We start from the raw sequence: 20053 nt of genomic DNA on the forward strand, positions 1-20053 counted from the left end.
GTGAGTGCGCTGCCGTTCCAGAGCGGTCGCTGATCAGTCCGGGCGAACCAGCCCGTCTCGTCAGGCGAGTTCGTTACCAGAACTCGCCTGACTCTACCTGTTCACGTAACCTCGGACGGTGTGGATTTGGATCTCGTGACGACCACAGCAACAACGAATCGAGATCCGGTAGCTCGTACCCCAGATCAAGCATTAGGTACAACTGGATCAGATGTGCGTGCCGTTCGACCGCGTGTGAACAGCGTCGTCGAGGAAGCCGCGTCGACGACGCCCCGGCGTCGTCGGCGCAGTCTCGTTGTTTTGCGTCCAGTTTCTGGAGTTCGTCGACAATAGCCCGACTCATCAGCAACGAGAGTGCTGCCATGATGATCAGTGCCTCAATGATGTAGGCGTCAGTCGTGTTGATCTCGTCGAGGCCAAACCGCGATTTCAGTTCTTTGAACAGCAGTTCGATCTCCCAGCGCGCCCGATAGAGCTGTGCGATATCGGGCGCGCGGTAGTCGTCTCTGTCCAGATTCGTCAGGTACAGATGGTACTCGCCGCTGTCATCGTTGCGAACCCCGACCAATCGGAAGGTTCGGGTCGTGCTGGCGCCCGACCCTCGTTTACGGTCAAACGAGAGCGTGATTTGCACGTCGATTTCCCGTCGCTGCAGGTCGTCGAGGACGGCCTGCAGCGACTGGCCCTCCAGCGGAATGCTGTTCCCTCGCCACGTACGGAGTTCTTCAACGATCTCGAAGTCTGCGTTTTCTTTGACGCGAGAGACGAACCAGCCGTCATTGGCGTCAATGCGGTCGAACAGCCAGAAATCGTAGTAGCCAAGATCGAACAGAATGAGGGCGCCAGCTACCCACTCGCCGGTGGGTAGCTGGCTCCGTTCATGGGTGCTCGCGTCGGTTGTCTGGAATCGTGTCGGAAGCCCCGTTGAGAGCGATTCGGTGAGATGGAGCTTCGCCCCGGCTCGGTCGTCATCGAGCGCGTAGACGTCTCTGGCGTCTTGATAGAGCGAGATGATCGTAGCGTCGACGATGAGGACGTCTCGAAATCGTTCGAGGCGTCCGGTAAGCTCGGTTTGGCCCGTGTCGAGATTCTCGATGGCATCATCGAGAATCTCTCGAAGGAGTGCGACGAACCCTGGTTTGAACCAGCCGTGAAACGTCGCATACGAGAGTTCGTCACAGTCAGCCATTTCGACGTAGCGTTCGAGAAACGCCTGAATGGATCGATCAGATCCGGCAGCAAAGCCGAGTGAGAGCGTGTAAAACAACGCGACGATGTCGAGCTTTCGCTCTCGCTGGATGAGATTCGTTGCGCGAGCCCGCTCGCGCAACTCATCAGATGGAAAGGCTCTTTGAATTCGGTTCACAACTACTGAATCCGGTGGGTTGTACACACTCTCCACCGGATTCTCACACTCCTAGTTACTGACGATTCTAGCTCGGCCTCTCCAGGTGCCTCGATGCGCTAAACTAGAACGGATGGGAGCACTGCATGATAAATGGTCGCAACGCGTGGCTGCTCGCCGGAACGAGGAGAGTGCACGCGGGCGGCGGCCGCACCGTCCGGTCGCTTTTCCGTGCGGACGGTGAACCACCGGTGATGTCGGCCGGTGAGCGACTGCCCGGGGCCCCAGCCCGCGAGGAGCGCATCGTCGTCCACGTGGACATGGACTGCTTCCCCATGCCTGTCGGTTCAGTCTGACGAGCGTTATCCCCGCTACGTCTGGTGTTTTCTACCGTCGTAATCTACAACACGAGGGTATGAGTCCATGCGCGGCGTGCGTGTTCCTGTCTTAGACCAACGCCGTACTGGGCTTCATGTGTGTCTACCGTTTCGACCGCCTAGAATCTTTCCCCGTCGCAACGTGAGTAGACTTTGACCAAGAGATGGGGGTACGAGATGGACCGACACCACCAGAATGTATTTGAAGCTAGGGGGTAGACGGTGGAATGTGACACGATTATTACTTGACTGCACTTTAGAGCAGGCACAAGAAGTAGTCAAGGAAGCCTTTTGGAGAACTGAGGGCATCAAGAGTATTGAGGAAAGCCGTCGCCAGATAGTTGGTAAGACGGGTATCTCTTTTCCGAGAGTCCTGTGGAGTTATGGGGAGAACATATACGTTGACTTCTCTGACCCGACTGACGAGGGAGAAATTCCTATAGAGGTGAGTGCCGAAAAATCCATCTGGACAAACATAACTGCTTCTCCACAGAAATACAAGCGCCAATTTTTAGATGCGTTGGATGCTGTTCGGACGAATCCGACAGCAGAAGTTGACAAAAACTCGTGGGACTTCTCTCCACCCCAGTCATCGGGTGATGTCTTTCTCGGGGCTATTGGCTATCCTCTATCAGTAATCGTCGGCGGATTTATTGGGTTGTTCTATTTCACTTTGGTTTTTGGCGGGACTTCTTCTGGATTAATCATAGGTTCATTAACTGGGGTGTATCTGTGGAGCAAGCGACAGTCGGCACGTTCTCGGAAAGTTAGTATGTATCTCGGGATACTCGTTATAGGGGGAATTGTAGGAAATGTCATTTATTCACAATTGGGTCTTGGGTCTACCACAGGAAGCATATTGATGTTATCACTATCTGCTGGATTCCCCATTTTTGCCTTTTACTGGCGACACCAATAGAAGAATTCTGAATTAATCTAAATAAGCCGCCCGCGACAATCCACCCCCTCCCCAGTGGAGTATGGGACCCGTCCCGAATCTAAAGACGACGGGCGGGCATCATTGAGTTTTGGAGTCTGTTTGCAGAAACCCAAACTCACTAGGAGATGGAGCGTATTCGTTTATGTACGGACGTGACCCAAATGCCCGCCTCAACAGATTCCCAAACTCAAGAGTCCGACCCGAAAGCCCGTGTTTGGCTCAAGCCCGAACAGATAGACGCCATGCGGAACGCCACAGTGGAGAACAGTGCGGACTACCTCGCCACGCGAAACGACGCGCTGATAGCCCTCTTGGCGGATACGGGGCTTCGCGTTGGTGAGGCGGTCGCCGTCGACGTGAGTATGATTGACTTCGAGGACGGCGTACTCATGTTACCCGCGGACATTCAGAAGGACTACCCGAACGATAACAGCCCAACCTACACCGAGATTGAACTAGCGGGTGAGACGCTTCGCACCCTACGGACGTATCTCTCGAATCGCTGGAAAGACTCTGACGCGCTCTTTCCCTCCCGTCAGTCCGACCGCATGACTACCGAGAGTGTTCGCAACGTCGTTCGAGACGCCGCCACTGACGCCGACATAGAACCCTACACCGTTGAAGGGCTTGGCGACCCTACGGACGTTAGCCCGCACGCACTACGCCACAGTGTCGCTTATAGGATGATGAACCGAGCGGGCGGAAACACCTTGTACGACGTTCGGAATCGCCTTCGCCACCGTTCGATTCAGACGACGGAACGCGTCTACGACCACTTGGACCGAGTGTAAGCGACAGCGACCGCGTGGGGAGGCGGTCCCTTCGGTCCCTCGCTGTCCGCATTCGGACTACGCGCATTAACCGCTATTTTTGGAATTTGATAGGTTCGGCAACGTCCGACAGCGACAGCCCAACGCCGTTGAGTAGTTCGAGCGCGTCGTAGTGTGGGACCACCACCACGTCGTCGTCGTAGTGATAGCGACACGTCGGGCTGTCCTCCGCGTAGCCGTCACCGTCGTATTCCGCGGTCGCAACGCCACGGTTCGAGAGTAGCCCGCGGAGGTGGTCGCCAGACACGTCCCACCCTCGAACGTCAATGTGGAGCGACCCGAACAGTACCCCAACCCACGTCCCGACCGTAGCGACGAGTAAGCGGAGTGTGAGAGGTTCGAGGTGGTCAACGTCCGTTGGTCCCTCGTAGTCCAAAGACGGGTGTGGGACCGTCGTGAACGCCCACAAGTCGCTACAGTCGGACACCGCTACGTCGGTGTTGTACCGACGACTCGAACGGTCGGCTACGTCGCTGGCGGATTGCTGAACCCGAGGGTCGCCCGCAATCCACCCAAGGGTTCCCGAAACGCCCCGAATCCACGCCTCTGACGTTGAATATACCTCTAATCTGGAATTTCGCGTTTCACGGCGGACGGTCGCCCCGCGGAGTATCAGATAGTCTACGATTCCGCGCTGGCGGTCGGATAGTTCGGGACGGTGGTCGCCGTGGTAACGGAAATGTGTTCCAAGTTCCTCGAATCGGTCGCCACAAGTCGGACACCTGTTCATATCCATCACGTAATTGTCGGACAAATCGCCGTAGAAAACGACGACTCCGTGCATTTTTGACCGTTCTCGCAATCCCATTCTCCCCCATCTACGTTGTACGTGAGTCGTTCAACGCCAGTCCGCCACGTCGCGGACGGACAGCGGACTATCTGAACGATTCGCTCGAAAGAAGTCGTCATATCAATAGTACGCCAAAGGTCACGTAAATAGGAGAGAATCGGCGTAGGACAGACTGAACACCCGTTTATGGATGGGTGTGGTAATTCTCCCCACGCCGATAAATCGCCAGCAAAGTCCCTTTCTCCAACGGACAAGTCCTCGAACCGTCCGTTCGGGTTCCGCCTCGTTGTGGTCCCGCAACCTCACGGTGGTTCTCCCACTATCTCACCGCCACCACTCTCCTACTCCCCCTATACTACTAACGTTGAAGGTGGGTACATAAAGGGAGGGGTGGTGGGACTTACGTCACAAGAAGTCGGAAAGCCCCGTGTCCTCTTTGTCGTCGTAGTCTCCAAGTTCGCGTTGCTCCAAGTCCATCGCCGTCATTCTCCCATTCCGTTGGTGGAACGCGAACCCATCCATTGGTCGGACCACATTTTGAAGTGTCTGTCGGGCGACACCAAACAGGTCGGCTATCTCTCGGGTCGAATATTTCAGTTCCTCGTGGAAATATTGGAGGACTCGTTTTGATTTCCACGGGTTATCTAATTCGACTAACAGTTTCGTGATTTCGTCGCTCGGAACGTCACAGTCGTATTTGTGGTCCTCCGCGGAGTATTCCGTCATTTCGACCACTCGACATTTTCGACCGCGGTCTTGAGAACGAACCCGTGTTCGTCCGCGACGTTCTCCGCGTCAAGACGGCGCTGTAGGGCGCGCTGTATGCGTTCGTCGTCGGTGACGTGGTGTAGGTTGTTCAGAACGCGGAATCGTTCAGCGGGCGACGTGGCGCGTTCAAGCGTACTCTGTATCTGCTGAATCTCCGCGCTTTCGGCGCTAATGTTGTGGATTCTCGTCGCCACAAACTCGTCTCTGGCGAGGACAAGCGCCGCCGTCGCGGTCGCCTCGAACTTTCGCCCGTTCGTTTCGCTTTCGTCAAGTGAGGCGACGAGAGTCCGCGCTTCGTTTTCCGTCGCGCCGTCGGCGTTCAGTTCCTCCGCGACGTTCGAGACGACTGCCATAAGTGTCATACTCCGTATGCGGTCGTTCCCGTTCGTCTCGACACCAGCGCCGCGGTGTAGGTCTAAGTAGTCGTCGCCCTCCGCGTCGTAACGGTCGCTGTCGAACGTCAGGATTTCCTCGTCGCGTTTGCGGAGACGTTCCCACTGTTCGGTGTCGCAATCGCTCTTGCTGATTTGCGACCCGAGTTTCCGCCCACTCTCGTCGCCACGTTTCGCGCTGTCACGGGTCGAGAGTTTCCGTCCGTCGGTCGTACTCGCGTCGTACTCCCGTCCGCGGACTTTTGTCCCGCTGTTCTCGTTCGGTCGGGCGAACGGTGACGCGCTGGCGGGACTACGGTCTAGTCCGTCGTCAAGCCACGGGTTCGGTCGCTGCTCGGTACTACTGTTGATGTCGGTCGGGGTACTGCTCATGAATTTGAATCGAAAGGGACGCCCCGATGGGAAGGCGGGGCGTCGTTCAGAATCGGCTAGTCAGTTGTCTATTCGTCGGCGCGTTCGACCGAGATAGAGGGGTCGCGGGCGACCGCTTCACTGTTGATATTGACGCCCGTATTCCCGCTGTCACGGAAACTCATGCTCGTTCCACCGAGGCGGTGTGACGGCTCGCTGTCCTCACTCTCAGTCGCCGTAATCAGTCCCGCGTTGCGGAGCGTGGCGCGAATCTCGTCGGGCTTGACGTTCCGCCCGTCGTCGCTGAATATCTCCGCGATTTCTTCACTCGAAAGCCCGTGTCCCGCATACAGCGCGGAGACGACGAGCGGGTTCGAGGGCGTCACCATGTCGTCGGAGGGTGTCATAGAAGTCTTCACACACTATGATAGAGTTTCTGACTGTTATAGAGAGTTACTAGCTTAGAAAGTCGTGCACTTGGTGCACGGTATGTTGAGATGCTTAGAGAGTGCCCTTTCGTTTCCGAATTATGATCTCTCTCACTCGCTCAGCGTGGTTTGACTCAGATTGAACGAACGCTGTGAGGATGGCCTCGACGATCTCGGAGCGGCTGGCTCCGAGATCGTCACACTCAGCGACCAGTTCGTCCACTTCTCGCACAATTTCCTCGTCAACAGCGACTCCGAATTTCTCTTTTGCCATAGCTACGACAAGCTAAAAATAGCGTGCACCAAGTGTACGGCGCTTTCAATTCGTTAGAGCTGATTCAGCAAACCATGAGAACTCTTCTATGACACCCTCTGTCGTCGGGGTAGTCACCCGTCAGTTCCGCGAGACGGCTATCAGCGTCGTTCTCGTCGCGCTCGTCGTCACCTTCGGGGCTTTCTCCCCCAAACAGTTCGACCGCCTTGATGAACGCCTCACGCCACTCACGGCGAATCATTCGGTCGTTTGCCGCGGGCGTCGTCTCCTCAATTGCGTCGTCAATCGAAGTGACGAGCGGAGACGCGAACAGTTCAGTGACGAACTGGCGGGCGTCTGGCGTCGTCAAGTCGTCGGGCTGTTCAGGATAGCCGTCGTAGTCCTCGAACGATTCGGGCAACGGGTCGCTTTCACCGTAGCCGAGGCGTGGGCGGGACAGTATCTCATCTACTCGGTCGCTACGGTCCTCCGCGGCGTCACCGTCGCGCTGTCGGGCGTTCTCAATGTCGTACATCTTACTCACCCTCGTAGGCGTCCGCGGGCGTCAGAACGTGGGCGACGCCTTCACCGTAGTCAAGAACCTTCGCGCCGTCCGCCACCTCGAACGTGTCCGCGTCACCGTAGCGGTAAATGCTAAACACGTAATCCTGCTCGTCGTCGCTGTTAGCGGGATACGCCGCTCGAAGGCGTCCGTCGTCGCGGTCGTAGGTCGGCGTCGCTGATTCAGACACTTCAACTCGGTCGAACGCGCTAACTTGTCGGTCAATAACTCGGATTTCGCTACTCATCGTACATCTCAAGAAGTTCGTTGCGCCGTTCCTCGTCAGGGACGTGAGTAAACTCACCGTCGTTCGGGGCGGGATAATGCTGTTTACAGTAGCGCCATCCCTCCGTATCGGGAAACGGCGGATACCAAACGCGACACTCGTCCTCGAAACAAGTGTTCTCACTCATGCGATAGTTACCTCGTCGCTGTCGTCGCTGTCCTCGATAATCTTTCGCGCCCCAACCCGCGCAACGAAACCGAGTGGGACATCCGCCTCAAACTCGGTTTTCGCGGTCTTCAACATCTGTGCGTCCGTTTCGTTCACGCGAATAGCGTGTTCTCTGGTTTCGTCGGTCATATCTTCTCGTTGAACGGGGCGTTCAACTTCTCCCCTCACATAGAACATACTGACACATTAGGAGACGCCCGATTTCGGGCGGTACAGCGGTTCCCGTGTTTTGAGGTTCGTCGTAGCGTTCAACGCCCCGCCTTCACTCTAAGGGTACTGACGAGTGGGATTTTGAGAACTGAACGAATCAAACCAGACGAGAAGGTAAGGCTATGATTCATGGGCATATCCCGAATATCTATGTGAATTTAATCCAGCCGCCGTCTGGTGATTTTCTGGATATTGGACAGCAAATACTCGGGCAAATTGTTGTTGCGCTCAACGCCCGCCCCATTTCTACCGTAGTCAGAGTGAACGACGGCCCGCGGTCCTCCCCACACTACCCCCCTCCCTTTATGTACCCACCTTCAACGTTAGTAGTATAGGGGGAGTAGGAGAGTGGTGGCGGTGAGATAGTGGGAGAACCACCGTGAGGTTGCGGGACCACAACGAGGCGGAACCCGAACGGACGGTTCGAGGACTTGTCCGTTGAAGAAAGGGATTTGTAGGTCATTAGCGTGGCGCGGATTACCACGCCCGCCTACAAATGGGCGTTCGTTTTCTTACGCTAATTCTTTTACTGTATTCAAAACTGGGTAGCCGTTGCTATCTGACTTTGAATTATTGAAAAAGCGTGAGGAAATCGGTGGGTCCCACGCCACCGACCTATGAGCAGTCGCCCCACAGAAATAAGGAAGACAACGATGGGCGGTCATCAGTGACAAATCTCGCGCCCTATACTAACGGGCGCAAAAGGTCCCACTTAAACCCCAAAGTGTGACGGGCGTTGATTATTTCCTCCCTCGTTGAGAGGCGTCCGTATGGTTGACTTTCGTCACTTATCGCCCGAAAATGAGCGCGCAAGTGAGGCGGTCAACGCCGTCCGCGCATATCTCGAAGGCGACGACTACGATAATCGGTTCACCATCGTTGAAACCGACGACGGGTATCAAGTCTACTGGGGTGACACTGATAAACTGACTGCGGAGGACCTAACCACCGTTCGGAACGAATACGGGACCGACAAAATGGGTCCCGACGGTGAGGTATTCGTCACAGAAGGAACGGAAGACGAGATTCGAGATATAGCGGAGTAGAAAGAACTGTAGTCAGTAGGCGGCGCGCGAAGTTAGTTTGACCCGTCGAAGAAATCCCTCCGCTGTTCCGCCTTTTCCTCCTCACTCCGCTCGTCATAGTGGCGGTCGAGCGTTTTCATCGAAGCGTTCACGCGGTCGCCAACGGCTTTCTTCGGAACGTCGTTCCGTAGCCAATACGTTATACTCCCACCCCTAATCGCATGGGGGCGCGTATTGTACGGGCAAGTGACGTAGTTATCATACGACCCCGTATGCTCGCACTCAAGCGGGTCCTTATCTGCGGGACATCCGCGTGAGGTATAGCACGGCGCAGTCACGCGATAGATACGCTTGTTGAGGTTCTGTTTACTCATGCGCCCGTACTTGGAACTGAACAGTGGGCGGCGACCGTAGTCGTCGTCAATAGCGACACGTTGATACTCAATATCAGTACATCACAAAGCCGCTTAGTTAGAACGTCTGCTTGCTGAAGGTGTGTCTACGACCCAGCAAGCAGACAGTGAGATTCACGAGGACCAGCTCCTTAACTTCCTCGTCAACTGCCTTGACGAGGAAGTTTCTCTCAACCTCGCCAACAACGCTGAAATCGGTGCAGAGGACATCTACGAGGTCCTCGTCGGCGCGACCGCCGACGGGACCTCGATCTCGACGCTGTGCAACTCCAGTGAAGACTCGCCATCGGCGAACACAGTTCTCTATCATCTACGGACGAAGTTCGAGCCCGAACGGCTCGAACGAGTCGCTAACACGCTTCTTCGCCGAGACATCGTCGAACTGCTTCCCGAGCAGGTGGAGGTCTGCGCAGACCTCCACCTGCGGCCCTACTACGGTGATGAAGACGACACGGAGAACCTCTATCACTCGGAAGCCAAGCGTGGAACCACCGCATTCCACGCCTACGCCACACTCTACGCGCGTGTGAAGAACAAACGCTACACGCTGGCGGTGCGCCGTCTCGAAGACGGCGACACCGCCAGCAGCGTCCTCGCTGAGTTCCTTGGTGTACTCGACGGCCTTAACACCGAGGTCAAGGCCGTCTACCTTGATCGCGGATTCTACGACAGCAAGTGTCTCACGCTGCTTCAGGCGCACAACTACGCCTACGTGGTCCCAATCATTCAGTGGGGTGAGGCGATTCAGCAGGAACTCTCGGAAGGATGGAGTCGCATTATTCAACACAACCTGACAGGGAAACTCGACGGTCACAGCTGGACCGTCGAGTTTCCCGTCTACATCGACTGTACGTACCTGAACGGACGATATGACGAGAACGGTGTAGCGCGTCACGGCTACGCCGCTGACGCGCCGTTCATCGAGACGCCACGCGAAGCGCGATACCACTACAGCAAACGCTTCGGTATCGAATCGAGCTATCGCTTGTCCGAGCAAGCGATAGCGACGACAACGACACGAGACGCGACGGTGAGACTGCTGTACGTCGTAGTGAGTCTGCTGCTACAGAATGTTTGGCGGTATCTCCACTACGAATACGTGGCGACGCCGCGCCGAGGCGGGCGTCGCCTCTGGTGGTGGCCGTACAAGGAGTTCGTGAATATGGTTCGACGGGCTGCGTGGACGGCCCTTGCGGTGCGTCGGGCCGTCCCCGCGAACCGACCACCTGACGACCGATTCCACCGCTAACCACTGACCGGGACAGCCCCCGCACTGAGTGGCGACGCTGTCGCGTCGGCGGCTAAGCGCCGCCGACAGCGACAGCTTCCCGTCGATCTGTGAGGAGATCGCGGTCGGTCACTGCACTCCGCAACAGAAATCAGACCTCAGACTGACTCAACTGAGGACGCTTTGTGAGGTACTGAATATAGTCACTGACGACACCCGCCGTCTCCGCGTCAAGCGTGACGACACGCTCACCGTCCTCACAGTTTTTCAAGCGCGTTCCTTGGTCGGGGCGGTGACTGACGGATAGCGTCCCGTCCTCCGCGTCAAAGCCACCTACGTCGAGACTGTGAAGCCCGCTCATCCGCATAGCGGTGGTCCACTGGAGTTTGAATAATACGTGGTCCATGCTAGCGTACTCGAACTGACTGAGGTAGTCGAGTATCGCTCGCGCTTCGGATTCGTCTATATGTTCGTCGTTGTGGTTCTCACCGCTGTCGAGATTCGGGACGTTGATTTTCTCGGGGATTGCGTGTGGGACCGCATCAATAGAGACGCAGAACCGCATAAACGACCGTAGGGCGGAGAGGTTCGTCCGCAACGTCACCTTGTTGATGCCCTCACTACGCCAGTTCTTGAACCGAGTAAAATCTCGCCCCGTGATTTTGTTTAGATTCTCCACCCGCGTTTCGTCCGCGTCTACGCCTTCGCACCAGTCTACGAACTTCCCGAGTTGATACCGTTTCGCGCGGACTGAATTGGGCGATAACTCCCCGTCAATGTCTTCACAATACAGTTCTAACGCTTCACTCGGAGTGATGGGTTCGAGTTCGGTCATCGTTGATTTCCGAAGCCCGAACGCCGTTCGGTCCAATACGTGTCTGCGCACGCCGCGAGTGGACACACCGCCGTGGGTCACGCCAAAGCGGGGCGATTCGCCGTGACTTTGGACGAATACACTCACAACGTGAGTGCAGCCCGCGAGGAGCGCATCGTCGTCCACGTGGACATGGACTGTTTTTACGCGTCCTGTGAGCGCCGGCGTGAGCCCGCGTTGCGTGGTGCGCCCGTCGTCGTCGGGATGGGGTACGAGCCGGAGCAGACGGTCGGTGCGGTGGCGACCGCGAGCTACGAGGCCCGCGAGTACGGCGTCGAGAGCGCGCAGGCGATCTCGGCGGCGCTGGAGCGCCTGCCCCGGAAGGCGGACGCGCCGGATGCGTCGGCTGCGGGGTATTACCGGCCGGTGGACATGGCGTATTACGAGTCGGTGAGCGAGTCGGTGTCCGAGATCCTGCACGGGCTCGGCGATCCGGTGCGGGAGGTCAGCATCGACGAGGCGTATCTGGACGTGACCGATCGGACCGCCTGGGACGTGGCGGCGGGGTTCGGCCGGCACATCAAGCAGCGCATCGCGCGCTCGGTTGGCGTCCCCGCCAGCGTCGGGATCGCGCCGGACATGAGCACGGCGAAACTCGCCAGCGACCACGAGAAGCCCGACGGGCTGGTGGTCGTGCCGCCGGAGTCAGTCCAGTCGTTCCTTGCGCCCCTCGATGTCGCGGACCTGCACGGTGTGGGGCCGGTGCACGCGCGTGCGCTGCGGGAGCGCGGCATCGAGACAGTGGGGGGGTTGGCGGACGCCGACCCGTACGTGTTGGAGGCGGCGTTCGGCGAGCGTGGTCGCGAGTTCCACCGCCGCGCCCGCGGGGCGGACAGCCGTCCCGTCGAGCCCCGCGGGAAGCCCAAGAGCCTGTCGCGGGAGTCCTCGTTCGACGGTGCGACCGAGTCCTTCGATCGGGTGCGCGAGCAGGCGGCGGCGCTGGGCGGGGCCGTCGCGGACCGCGCCAGCCGGACGAACGCGTCCTACCGCACCATCGGCGTGAAGGTCGTGACGCCGCCCTACGACGTGCAGACGCGCGCCGAGTCACTGCCGGGGCCGGTCGACGACCCGGCGCTCCTGGAGGCGGTGTCGCAGTCGTTGCTCGACGAGTTCGAGGGGGCGGCCGTCCGGAAGGTCGGCGTCCGGGTGTCGAATCTGGTGTTCTCCGAGCGCGAGCAGGCCACGTTGGCGGGGTTCAGCGGCGACGAGACCGGCGACGGCGGCGGTCACAGAGGCGGCGCGTGTGGTGGCGCAGGCCGTGGGGCGTGTGGCGGCCAAACGACCCTCGACGAGTTCACGTAGCGCGCGCGTAGAGCACCGCGAGCACCGCGATGAGCGCCACCTGCACGATCTTGTCGGCGATGCCGAGCGCCGAAAACGACGGCGCGTTGACGACGTACCAGGCGGCGATCTGCCCGATGGTGAACGGGATGCCGAGCAGGTACACGAGCCGTCGGCGGACGCCAACCAGGATCGCGGCGGTGCCGCCGAGGTAGCCGACCCCGGCGACGAACAACGAGCCGCCGAGCCCGGGCAGGCCGAGGGAGACCCCCAAGACGAGGTGGAGCACGCCGGTGGCCACTGCGAGTACGATGCCCAGCCAGTGCAGCGGCGTCAGCGAGTCAGTTGCGAGCCCGATCCCCGAACGCGATGTGCTGGCTGCTGTCATACGTGCTGGTTGGCAGCGACGGTCTTGAATCTGGGGTCAGTCGGGGCAGACGGCCGCGACCTGCCGGCGGATCGCGTCCGCGAAGCGGTCACGGCCGAAGCGGTCCCTGGGGAGTGACGGCTGCAGTCCGTCGTCGATGGCGGCCGCGATCGCGTCGACAGCGCCGGCCACGCCCTCGAAGAGCACGTCGTCGTCGCCGTCGAGAACGTCGACCTGCCCGCCGCTGTCGGGGGCGAACGCGAGCATGCCGCTGGCGACGTACTCCGCGACCGCCATGCCGAAGTGTTCGATGGGCTTGAGGTTGAGGCCGTACCGGCTGCGTCCCAGGAGTTCGGTGATGCGGCCGCGTGGAACGTCGGTTTCGACGGTGACGTACGGCCGTGAGTCCGCGGCCGCCCGCACGTCGGCGACGTAGTCGCGGTAGGCTGCGGGGGCGGCGCCGACGATCATGCACGTGAGGTCGTGGCCGCGGGCGCGCAGCGCGTCGATCACGTCGATGGCGTCCAGGGTTCGCTTGTCGGGGGCGATCCGCCCGAGCACCACGATGCGGTCCGCGCGGGCGCCCCAGGGCGCGCCGTCGATGGGATCGACCGGCGGGTGACAGACGGTCGGTCGGCGGTCGTAGCTGGCTTCGAAGGCGTCGGCGGTCCACGCGGAGTTCGCGAGGTAGCGGGTGTCCGGGCGATCGGCGGCGGGCGCGGCGAGCCGGGACCAGACGCCGTTCAGTCGCCCGGGGTCGGCGGTCGGCGTGGTGTCGCAGCGGAACTGGGGGAAGTGGACGTACTGGACGGACGGCAGCGGCACTGCGAGCTCGTTGGCGGTGCTCACTGCGACGTCATAGGCCGACGCGTGTCTCCGGAAGAACGCCCGCAGCAGGACCGAGCGCGCCGCGAGCTGCGGGCCGACGGTGGGTGCGGCCGCGGAGAGTGCGGCCGCGACGTTGGACGCGCCCGGGGGTGCCACGACCGGCACGGACACATCGACATCGAACTGCGCGCCGACGGCGTCAGGGGTGGTTTCGGAGATCGTGAACAGCGCCACGTCGTGGGCGGCCGCCAGCGCGGCGCACGTGTGGACGCAGACGGCGTCGGCGCCGCCCCGGAAGTCGAGCGTGTTGTGTAACACGGCGACGCGTGCCATGCGTGGTGGTGTGTCGCGTCGTCACTTCAACCCCACCACGTGACAGGATACCACTCACTGCTTTGTACACCCCGCGTCAAACGAACGACTGTGGACTGCCTGCTCGTCGGTGCCGGCTCGGTCGCCGAAGCGTACGCAGACGGACTCGCGGCGTCGACAGCGCTGCGCGTGACCGGCGTCTGTGATCTACACCCCGAGCGCGCCGACGCGCTGGCGGCCGCCCACCCCAGCGGTCCGGCCGTGTACACCGACCTGGCCGACGCGCTGGCCGCTGACCCCGCACCGATGGTCATCAACCTCACCAGCCACGCCGCCCACGCCGACGTCACCGAGGCGTGCCTGGCCGCCGGCCGACACGTGTTCTCCGAGAAGCCGCTGGCGATGGACGCGGCCCGCGCCGCCGACCTGGTGGCGGCCGCCGAGCGCCACGATCTCGGCCTGGGGTGTGCGCCGATCACGCCCGGGTGTGACGCCCAGCGCCACGCCCGGGCGCTGGCGGCCGACGGTCGGCTGGGCGGCGTCCAGTTCGCGGCCGCAACGGCGAACGTCGGGCGCGTCGACGAGTGGCACGACCGCCCGGCGTCGTTCCTGGATGTCGGGCCGCTGTACGACGGCGCGGTCTATCCGCTGGCCCTGCTGGTGGCGTGGTTCGGACGCGTCACCGAGGTCAGGACCGCCGACGCGGTCGCGGCGTGGCCGCCAGCGCAGCGCGACGGCGACGACGCTCCCGACGGGCTCCCCCACGTGGAGGCGACGCTGTCGTTCTCGGACGGCCCGGTGGTGTCGCTGCGCGCGAGCTTCTACGTCGACCACCGCAGCCGGGAGTTCTATGGGCTGGAACTGCACGGCGACGACGGCACGCTGTACCTCCGTGACACGGGCGCGCTCGGCGCTCCCCGGGACGCGGTGACCGTGCGGGGCGGCGACCGGGAGCCGACTGTCGCCCCCCAGCCCCAGCCCCGCTGTAGCCGCGCGTACGCCGCCGGCCCGGAACGCCTCGCCGACCGGGTCGCTGGCGGCTGTGGGTCGTCGGCGCGGGCGAGCGCGCGCCGCGGCGCACACGTCGTGGCGGTGTGCAACGCCATCGAGTGCGCCGCCACCGACGGCGGCCCCGTTGCGGTTCCCGAGCCCGGCGTGTCACTGGCGCGCCCCGGGCAGCGGCGGCCCGCGCCGGTTGCCGCAGCCCCCAGCGGGTTCCAGCCCGGCGGGCGCGCGCTTCGCCTGCCGCCCGTGGGGTTCGGCTGCTCGCGCTACCGGGACGGCACGTACGTCACGCCGGCCATGGGGGCGGCGGTCGATGCCGGCTACCGGCTGTTCGACACGGCGGAGCTGTACGGCAACGAGTGGCGACTGGGCGATCTGGTGGCCGCGCCCGGCGGCCCCGACCGGGAGTCCGTGTTCCTCGTCGGGAAGCCGTGGCGGACGAACCACGGGCCCGGCGACCTCCGGGAGGCGTGCACCGGGTCGCTGGACGAACTCGGCGTCGCAGCGTTCGACTGCTACGCGCTGCACTGGCCGGGCGCGTGGGCGCACCGCGGCGCGCTCACGCGGCTCTCGGAGCGCCCCGTCGAGGAGCAAGAGCGACTGACGATGCCGACCGCCGCCGACGGCACGCCGGCGCGTGCGCCCCACGGCCTCGTCGAGACCTGGCGGCGCATGGAGGCGCTCCACGACGACGGGCTCGCGCGCAGCCTGGGCGTGTGCAACGTCACGCTCCCGCAGTTGGCGGGGCTCACCGACGCGGCGCGCGTCCGGCCGGCGCTCGTGCAAGTGGAGTGTCATCCCTACCGGCCGCGGGACGCGCTCGTGTCGTGGTGTCACCGGCACGGCGTTCGCGTGGTTGCACACTCGCCGCTGTCGGCACCGGGGCTGCTCGACGAGCCGGTCGTGCACGCGGTCGCCGACGAGCACGGCGTGTCGCCGGCGACGGCGGTGCTGGCGTGGCACTGTACGCGTGGCGTGGTGCCGATCCCGTCGACGACCACGCGCGAGCACGTGGTGGCGAACCTCGCGGCACCCCGCCACCCGCTCACCGACGACCAACGCGACCGGATGGCCGGGCTCGCTGATCCGGCGTTCCAGCGATGACACGCGTTCCGAGGGCGCTGCGAGCGCAGTACTGGCTGCTCGTCGCCGGGTTCGCGGTCGGCGGTGTCGGCACGGCGTGGGGTCTCAGCGCCGCGCTCGGCCACGCCGGCGCGCTGCGGTGGGTGGTGGCGGCGGCCGTGCCGCTGGCGTACGTGGTGGGGTTCCTGGGTCGACACCTCGACGCCAACCACCGGCCGTCGGGGGTCGCGTCCGCGGACGGCGGCCAGCCCGTGCGCGGGACGGTCGGCGTGGCGAACGCGGTCACGGCGACGCGGGGCTGGCTGTACGCGGCCGTGTTCGGGTTCGTGGCGGTGAGTCCGCCGGTGGGGAGTTGGTGGCGCTGGCTGCCCGCGGCGTGGTACGGGAGCGGGGTCGTGCTCGACACCGTCGACGGCGCGCTCGCCCGCCGCGTCGGCCGGCGGACCGTCCTGGGGGCGCGCCTCGACCTGGCGACTGACACCCTGGGGTTCCTGTGCGCGCCGCTGGTGGCGGTGGCCTGGGGGCGGCTGCCGGTCTGGTATCTGTCGCTGTCCCTGGCGCGATACGTCTTCAAGCTCGCGTGCTGGGTGCGCCGCCGCCGGGGTCGCCACGTGGGTGACCTGCCACCGAGCCGGAGCCGCCGGCTGCTGGCCGGCATGCAGATGCTGTTCATCACGGTGGCGCTGGTGCCCGTGCTCCCGGCGGCGGTCGTCACGCCGATCGCCGGGATCGTGTTGGTTCCATCGCTGGTCGTGTTCGGCCGTGATTACTGTGCCGTGGCGGGATATTTCGGCGTCCGCGACGAGGGCGACGCGGTTGAGGACACGAGCGAAACTGGGGGCAACGCTGAAGGCGGCTCGCTCCGATGAACGCCGCGTGAGCCAGTCACAGACTACCGGGTCTCGTATGGCGGCTGTGCAGATCGACGACTACGGGCCGTGGACGACGGAGCCTGCGCCCCGCCGGGAAACGGACCTACAGGCGCTCCAGGCCCGGCTGTTCGCCGACGTCGCGGATTTCCTGGGTGGGCGGGACGGCTACGCGTTCGCGGGCCGCTTCGACAACATGGTTGGGGCCGCGACCGGCATCGCGCCGGCGGCGTTCGAACGCCTCCAGGAGCGCATCCGGAACCGGTATCCGGTGACTGTGAGCGTCGGCATTGGGACTGCTCGAACGCCGGCGGACGCCCTCGACGCCGCCGGAACGGCGCTGCGGGACGCCGGCAGCGCGCAGGACGAGAACCGACGGGAAGCCCTGTCCCACCGTTCGCCGCCCGGGTTCGCCGGCACACCCGGTGCGGTGACGATCGCACACTTCGACGTTGTCGACGCCACCGGCACGTACACCGACACCGTGTCACCGGTGCGGGCCGGCACCGAGATCCAGGGCGCAGTGACGACGCTGGCGGAGTACCTCTACGACACCCACGACGCGGTCACGCAGTTCGTGGGCGGGGACAACGCCATCGCGGTGTGTCCCGGGATCGACGCGGGGATCGTCGACGACGCGACCGCCCACGTCCGTGAGGCAGCCGGCGTCGACTTCCAGGTCGGCGTCGGGCACGGGGACACCCCCCACGACGCCGGAGCCGACGCCAAACACGCCCTCGAAACGTGTCGTGCGACCGGTGCCCGGGTGCACGGCCCGTGGACCACCGCCGACGACTAGCGTGATGGACGCACGCACACTGTACTTCACCGGCCCCGGCTCCGTCGCGGTGCGCACGGGGACGGTCAGCGACCCCGTCGACGACGAGGTCGTGGTGGAGACGCAGGCCTCGGGCATCAGCGCCGGATCGGAGCTGTTGGTCTACCGCGGCGAGTTCCCCGAGTCCCTGCCCGTGGACGCCACCATCGACGCCCTCGACGGCGAGTTCGACTACCCGCTCGCGTACGGATACGCCAGCGTCGGCACGGTCACCGCCACCGGCCCGGACAGCACCGAGTGGCTCGACCGCCGCGTGTTCGCGTTCGAACCCCACGCCACGCGCTTCCGGACGACGCCCGACGCGGTCGTCGAACTCCCCGACGACATCGCCACGCAGGCGGCGACGCTCCTGCCGACGGTTGAAACGGCGACGAACCTCGTGCTCGACGCGCAACCCCGGATCGGCGAGCGCGCCGTGGTGTTCGGTGCGGGCGCGGTCGGCCTCGCCACGACGCAGCTGCTGGCGTCGTTCCCGCTGTCGGAGGTCGTCGTCGTGGAGCCCCTGGCGTCCCGCCGCGCCACCGCCGCCGCGGTCGGTGCCGACCGCACCATCGACCCCGGGTCGACTGCCATCGCGGACGCGCCGCCGTTCGCCGACGCCGAGCCCGCCGGCGCGGACGTCGTGTTCGAACTCTCGGGCCGCCCGGAGACCCTCGACGACGCCATCGCGGCCGCGGGCTACGACAGCCGCGTGATCGTGGGGTCGTGGTACGGCGCGAAGCGCGCGCCCATCGATCTCGGTGGGTCGTTTCACCGCGACCGCGTGGACATCGTGTCCAGCCAGGTCAGCACGCTCAGCCCCGAGTTGCGGGGGCGCTGGGACACCGACCGCCGCTTCGACGTGGCGTTCGACCGCCTGGACGCCATGGACGCGGACGCGCTGATCACGCACGAACTCCCCCTCGATCGGGCCGCCGACGCCTACGCCCTCCTCGACGACCACCCCGACGAAGCCCGCCACATCATCCTCACCTACCAATGACGCCCACCACTCACACCGACGCCACCCGCGCGCTCACCGTCCGCCGCGAGTTCATCGCACAGCACTACCTCACGGTTCCGAACCCCGGGCCGGAGGGCGAGGTGCACAGCCACCGGTTCACGGCCGACGTGACCTTCGCCGGCGGGGAGCTCGACGAGCACGGCTACCTCGTCGACATCGACGCCGTCGACGCCGTTCTCGACGACATCGAAGCCCGATACCAGGACACCCTGCTGAACGATCACGCCGAGTTCGGCGACGCCAACCCGAGCCTCGAACGGTTCGCGGAGCTGATCGGCGACCGGATCGCGGACGGCCTCGGGGCGGCCGCGCCGACGCGGCTGACCGTCCAGCTCTGGGAGGACGACCTCGCGTGGGCGAGCCACGAGCGCGCACTCGAATGACCCAGACGCACGCGCAGACGCGCTATCTCACGGCGAAACAGAGCGTCGACGAGCGCGCCCGTGATCGGCGCGTCCGCGACCGCCTGCGGGCAGCCCTCCCCAGCCACCCTCGTGTGGTCGAAGCCGGCTGTGGCACCGGGCCGACGGTCCCGATGCTGTACGCCGACTGGGAGGTCACGCCCGCCGCCTACCTGGGCGTCGACGCTGCCGAGCGCGTCGTCGCGTTCGCGAACGCCGTCGTGCCGCGGGTGTTGCGGCGGCGCATGCCCGCCGAAACCCGAATCGCGGCCACGCCGGACGGCTGCCGGGTCGGAGACGCGCCGATCAGGTTCGACACCGGGGACGCGCTCGCGCGACTCACCGACGCCACCGCCGACCTCCTGGTGGCGCAGTCGTTTCTCGATCTCGTGCCGCCGGCGGACGCCCTGGACGCGTTCGCCGACGCCCTGGCGCCCGGCGGGCTCGCGTACGCCCCGCTGACCTTCGACGGCGTGACCGTGTTGCAGCCATCGCATCCGGCCGACGACCGCGTGCGTGCGGCCTACCACGACGCCATCGACGCGGCCGACGGCCGGACCAGCCGCGCCGGCCGCCGGCTGCTCGACGTGCTCCGCGAGCGCCCGGCGGAGACACTGCTCGCCGTGGGCGCCTCCGACTGGATCGTGCGCCCCGTGGACGGCGAGTACCGCGCCGACGAGCAGTACTTCCTGGCGTGCATCCTGTCGTTCATCGCGGACGCCGTCCCGGACGCGACCGACTGGCTGGCCACGCGCCGCCAGCAGCTCGCGGCCGGCGATCTCACGTACGTCGCGCACGGCTACGACCTGCTGTGGCGCGCCTGAGA

General features: G+C 63.6%; 24 protein-coding genes. 12 read left to right on the forward strand and 12 right to left on the reverse strand.

Features of this window, described 5'->3' with window-relative positions:
- Window positions 1–73: 73 nt before the first annotated feature.
- Complete coding sequence (locus tag ACOZ32_RS09260) at window positions 74–1402, reverse strand: IS4 family transposase (protein ID WP_285253942.1); 1329 nt, start codon at window positions 1400–1402, stop codon at window positions 74–76.
- Window positions 1403–1491: 89 nt separating this feature from the next.
- Between ACOZ32_RS09260 and ACOZ32_RS09265 the strand changes: the two genes are divergently transcribed.
- From ACOZ32_RS09265 to ACOZ32_RS09275, 3 genes are all read left to right on the forward strand, one after another.
- Window positions 1492–1701 carry a hypothetical protein gene (locus ACOZ32_RS09265; protein WP_424335167.1) on the forward strand — a complete coding sequence of 70 codons (210 nt, stop codon included), beginning with the start codon at window positions 1492–1494 and terminating at the stop codon, window positions 1699–1701.
- 250 nt (window positions 1702–1951) lie between these two features.
- Entirely contained in the window at window positions 1952–2641 is a 690-nt protein-coding gene (locus ACOZ32_RS09270; protein ID WP_285253553.1) for a hypothetical protein, read from the forward strand.
- 182 nt (window positions 2642–2823) lie between these two features.
- The gene (locus ACOZ32_RS09275; RefSeq protein WP_285253552.1) at window positions 2824–3453 is read left to right on the forward strand and encodes a tyrosine-type recombinase/integrase; all 630 of its coding nucleotides are present in this window, start codon (window positions 2824–2826) and stop codon (window positions 3451–3453) included.
- Between the two features lie 73 nt (window positions 3454–3526).
- On the opposite strand, the gene ACOZ32_RS09280 is transcribed toward ACOZ32_RS09275, so the two are convergent.
- The 8 genes from ACOZ32_RS09280 to ACOZ32_RS09315 all read right to left on the reverse strand — a co-directional run bounded on the left by ACOZ32_RS09280 (window position 3527) and on the right by ACOZ32_RS09315 (window position 7619).
- Entirely contained in the window at window positions 3527–4276 is a 750-nt protein-coding gene (locus tag ACOZ32_RS09280) for a hypothetical protein (RefSeq protein WP_285253551.1), read from the reverse strand.
- A gap of 411 nt (window positions 4277–4687) precedes the next feature.
- Entirely contained in the window at window positions 4688–5008 is a 321-nt protein-coding gene (locus ACOZ32_RS09285) for a hypothetical protein (RefSeq protein ID WP_285253550.1), read from the reverse strand.
- Window positions 5005–5814: a hypothetical protein gene (locus tag ACOZ32_RS09290; protein WP_285253549.1), complete on the reverse strand. Its 810-nt coding sequence runs from the start codon at window positions 5812–5814 to the stop codon at window positions 5005–5007. Before ACOZ32_RS09290 ends, ACOZ32_RS09285 begins: the two co-directional genes overlap by 4 nt.
- Before the next feature lie 68 nt (window positions 5815–5882).
- A complete protein-coding gene (locus tag ACOZ32_RS09295) occupies window positions 5883–6200 on the reverse strand; it encodes a hypothetical protein (RefSeq protein WP_424335168.1) in 318 nt (105 codons plus the stop codon).
- A gap of 359 nt (window positions 6201–6559) precedes the next feature.
- Entirely contained in the window at window positions 6560–7009 is a 450-nt protein-coding gene (locus tag ACOZ32_RS09300) for a hypothetical protein (protein WP_424335169.1), read from the reverse strand.
- A gap of 1 nt (window position 7010) precedes the next feature.
- The gene (locus tag ACOZ32_RS09305; RefSeq protein WP_424335170.1) at window positions 7011–7226 is read right to left on the reverse strand and encodes a hypothetical protein; all 216 of its coding nucleotides are present in this window, start codon (window positions 7224–7226) and stop codon (window positions 7011–7013) included.
- Window positions 7227–7275: 49 nt separating this feature from the next.
- Window positions 7276–7449, reverse strand: a complete 174-nt coding sequence (locus tag ACOZ32_RS09310) for a hypothetical protein (RefSeq protein ID WP_285253546.1) — start codon at window positions 7447–7449, stop codon at window positions 7276–7278.
- Window positions 7446–7619 carry a hypothetical protein gene (locus tag ACOZ32_RS09315; RefSeq protein WP_424335171.1) on the reverse strand — a complete coding sequence of 58 codons (174 nt, stop codon included), beginning with the start codon at window positions 7617–7619 and terminating at the stop codon, window positions 7446–7448. The genes ACOZ32_RS09310 and ACOZ32_RS09315 overlap by 4 nt, the downstream gene beginning before the upstream one ends.
- An 851-nt stretch (window positions 7620–8470) precedes the next feature.
- On the opposite strand from ACOZ32_RS09315, the gene ACOZ32_RS09320 reads away from it, so the two are divergent.
- A complete protein-coding gene (locus tag ACOZ32_RS09320) occupies window positions 8471–8746 on the forward strand; it encodes a hypothetical protein (protein WP_285253960.1) in 276 nt (91 codons plus the stop codon).
- Window positions 8747–9220: 474 nt separating this feature from the next.
- On the forward strand, window positions 9221–10387 hold the full coding sequence (locus ACOZ32_RS09325) for an ISH3-like element ISH27-3 family transposase (RefSeq protein WP_424335064.1): 1167 nt from the start codon (window positions 9221–9223) through the stop codon (window positions 10385–10387).
- Between the two features lie 130 nt (window positions 10388–10517).
- Here the strand turns inward: ACOZ32_RS09325 and ACOZ32_RS09330 are convergent, their stop codons facing one another.
- Window positions 10518–11201, reverse strand: a complete 684-nt coding sequence (locus ACOZ32_RS09330; RefSeq protein ID WP_424335172.1) for a tyrosine-type recombinase/integrase — start codon at window positions 11199–11201, stop codon at window positions 10518–10520.
- A gap of 129 nt (window positions 11202–11330) precedes the next feature.
- On the opposite strand from ACOZ32_RS09330, the gene dinB reads away from it, so the two are divergent.
- The gene (gene dinB / locus ACOZ32_RS09335) at window positions 11331–12542 is read left to right on the forward strand and encodes a DNA polymerase IV (protein ID WP_424335173.1); all 1212 of its coding nucleotides are present in this window, start codon (window positions 11331–11333) and stop codon (window positions 12540–12542) included.
- On the opposite strand, the gene ACOZ32_RS09340 is transcribed toward dinB, so the two are convergent.
- Window positions 12535–12909: a DUF7475 family protein gene (locus ACOZ32_RS09340; protein WP_205251714.1), complete on the reverse strand. Its 375-nt coding sequence runs from the start codon at window positions 12907–12909 to the stop codon at window positions 12535–12537. The two genes, dinB and ACOZ32_RS09340, sit on opposite strands and share 8 nt — an antisense overlap.
- A gap of 36 nt (window positions 12910–12945) precedes the next feature.
- Window positions 12946–14049 carry a glycosyltransferase gene (locus ACOZ32_RS09345; RefSeq protein WP_424335174.1) on the reverse strand — a complete coding sequence of 368 codons (1104 nt, stop codon included), beginning with the start codon at window positions 14047–14049 and terminating at the stop codon, window positions 12946–12948.
- A gap of 90 nt (window positions 14050–14139) precedes the next feature.
- Between ACOZ32_RS09345 and ACOZ32_RS09350 the strand changes: the two genes are divergently transcribed.
- From ACOZ32_RS09350 to ACOZ32_RS09375, 6 genes are read left to right on the forward strand one after another with little or no spacing between them, the layout of a single operon-like run.
- The gene (locus ACOZ32_RS09350) at window positions 14140–16137 is read left to right on the forward strand and encodes an aldo/keto reductase (protein ID WP_424335175.1); all 1998 of its coding nucleotides are present in this window, start codon (window positions 14140–14142) and stop codon (window positions 16135–16137) included.
- Window positions 16134–16985, forward strand: coding sequence for a CDP-alcohol phosphatidyltransferase family protein (locus ACOZ32_RS09355; protein WP_205252636.1), 852 nt, complete (start codon window positions 16134–16136; stop codon window positions 16983–16985). The genes ACOZ32_RS09350 and ACOZ32_RS09355 overlap by 4 nt, the downstream gene beginning before the upstream one ends.
- A 37-nt stretch (window positions 16986–17022) precedes the next feature.
- Window positions 17023–17784: a GTP cyclohydrolase III gene (locus ACOZ32_RS09360; RefSeq protein WP_235158095.1), complete on the forward strand. Its 762-nt coding sequence runs from the start codon at window positions 17023–17025 to the stop codon at window positions 17782–17784.
- Between the two features lie 4 nt (window positions 17785–17788).
- Window positions 17789–18805: a zinc-dependent alcohol dehydrogenase gene (locus ACOZ32_RS09365; RefSeq protein WP_010902730.1), complete on the forward strand. Its 1017-nt coding sequence runs from the start codon at window positions 17789–17791 to the stop codon at window positions 18803–18805.
- Window positions 18802–19209, forward strand: coding sequence for a 6-carboxytetrahydropterin synthase (locus tag ACOZ32_RS09370; protein WP_285271604.1), 408 nt, complete (start codon window positions 18802–18804; stop codon window positions 19207–19209). The genes ACOZ32_RS09365 and ACOZ32_RS09370 overlap by 4 nt, the downstream gene beginning before the upstream one ends.
- Window positions 19206–20051, forward strand: coding sequence for a methyltransferase domain-containing protein (locus tag ACOZ32_RS09375; protein WP_010902732.1), 846 nt, complete (start codon window positions 19206–19208; stop codon window positions 20049–20051). The genes ACOZ32_RS09370 and ACOZ32_RS09375 overlap by 4 nt, the downstream gene beginning before the upstream one ends.
- The last annotated feature ends 2 nt before the right edge of the window (window positions 20052–20053 follow it).

Origin of the sequence: Halobacterium sp. MBLA0001 (assembly GCF_049705385.1) — an archaeon.
Taxonomy (GTDB): domain Archaea; phylum Halobacteriota; class Halobacteria; order Halobacteriales; family Halobacteriaceae; genus Halobacterium; species Halobacterium salinarum.

Bases quoted from the DNA above. Each gene is read 5' to 3' on its own strand.
- ACOZ32_RS09275 (WP_285253552.1), top strand. From the start codon at position 2,824: ATGCCCGCCTCAACAGATTCCCAAACTCAAGAGTCCGACCCGAAAGCC.
- ACOZ32_RS09320 (WP_285253960.1), top strand. From the start codon at position 8,471: ATGGTTGACTTTCGTCACTTATCGCCCGAAAATGAGCGCGCAAGTGAG.
- ACOZ32_RS09310 (WP_285253546.1), bottom strand. From the start codon at position 7,449: ATGAGTGAGAACACTTGTTTCGAGGACGAGTGTCGCGTTTGGTATCCG.
- ACOZ32_RS09355 (WP_205252636.1), top strand. From the start codon at position 16,134: ATGACACGCGTTCCGAGGGCGCTGCGAGCGCAGTACTGGCTGCTCGTC.
- ACOZ32_RS09295 (WP_424335168.1), bottom strand. From the start codon at position 6,200: ATGACACCCTCCGACGACATGGTGACGCCCTCGAACCCGCTCGTCGTC.
- ACOZ32_RS09285 (WP_285253550.1), bottom strand. From the start codon at position 5,008: ATGACGGAATACTCCGCGGAGGACCACAAATACGACTGTGACGTTCCG.
- ACOZ32_RS09315 (WP_424335171.1), bottom strand. From the start codon at position 7,619: ATGACCGACGAAACCAGAGAACACGCTATTCGCGTGAACGAAACGGAC.
- ACOZ32_RS09345 (WP_424335174.1), bottom strand. From the start codon at position 14,049: ATGGCACGCGTCGCCGTGTTACACAACACGCTCGACTTCCGGGGCGGC.
- ACOZ32_RS09300 (WP_424335169.1), bottom strand. From the start codon at position 7,009: ATGTACGACATTGAGAACGCCCGACAGCGCGACGGTGACGCCGCGGAG.
- ACOZ32_RS09360 (WP_235158095.1), top strand. From the start codon at position 17,023: ATGGCGGCTGTGCAGATCGACGACTACGGGCCGTGGACGACGGAGCCT.
- ACOZ32_RS09375 (WP_010902732.1), top strand. From the start codon at position 19,206: ATGACCCAGACGCACGCGCAGACGCGCTATCTCACGGCGAAACAGAGC.
- ACOZ32_RS09280 (WP_285253551.1), bottom strand. From the start codon at position 4,276: ATGCACGGAGTCGTCGTTTTCTACGGCGATTTGTCCGACAATTACGTG.
- ACOZ32_RS09265 (WP_424335167.1), top strand. From the start codon at position 1,492: ATGATAAATGGTCGCAACGCGTGGCTGCTCGCCGGAACGAGGAGAGTG.
- ACOZ32_RS09370 (WP_285271604.1), top strand. From the start codon at position 18,802: ATGACGCCCACCACTCACACCGACGCCACCCGCGCGCTCACCGTCCGC.
- ACOZ32_RS09365 (WP_010902730.1), top strand. From the start codon at position 17,789: ATGGACGCACGCACACTGTACTTCACCGGCCCCGGCTCCGTCGCGGTG.
- ACOZ32_RS09290 (WP_285253549.1), bottom strand. From the start codon at position 5,814: ATGAGCAGTACCCCGACCGACATCAACAGTAGTACCGAGCAGCGACCG.
- ACOZ32_RS09340 (WP_205251714.1), bottom strand. From the start codon at position 12,909: ATGACAGCAGCCAGCACATCGCGTTCGGGGATCGGGCTCGCAACTGAC.
- ACOZ32_RS09330 (WP_424335172.1), bottom strand. From the start codon at position 11,201: ATGACCGAACTCGAACCCATCACTCCGAGTGAAGCGTTAGAACTGTAT.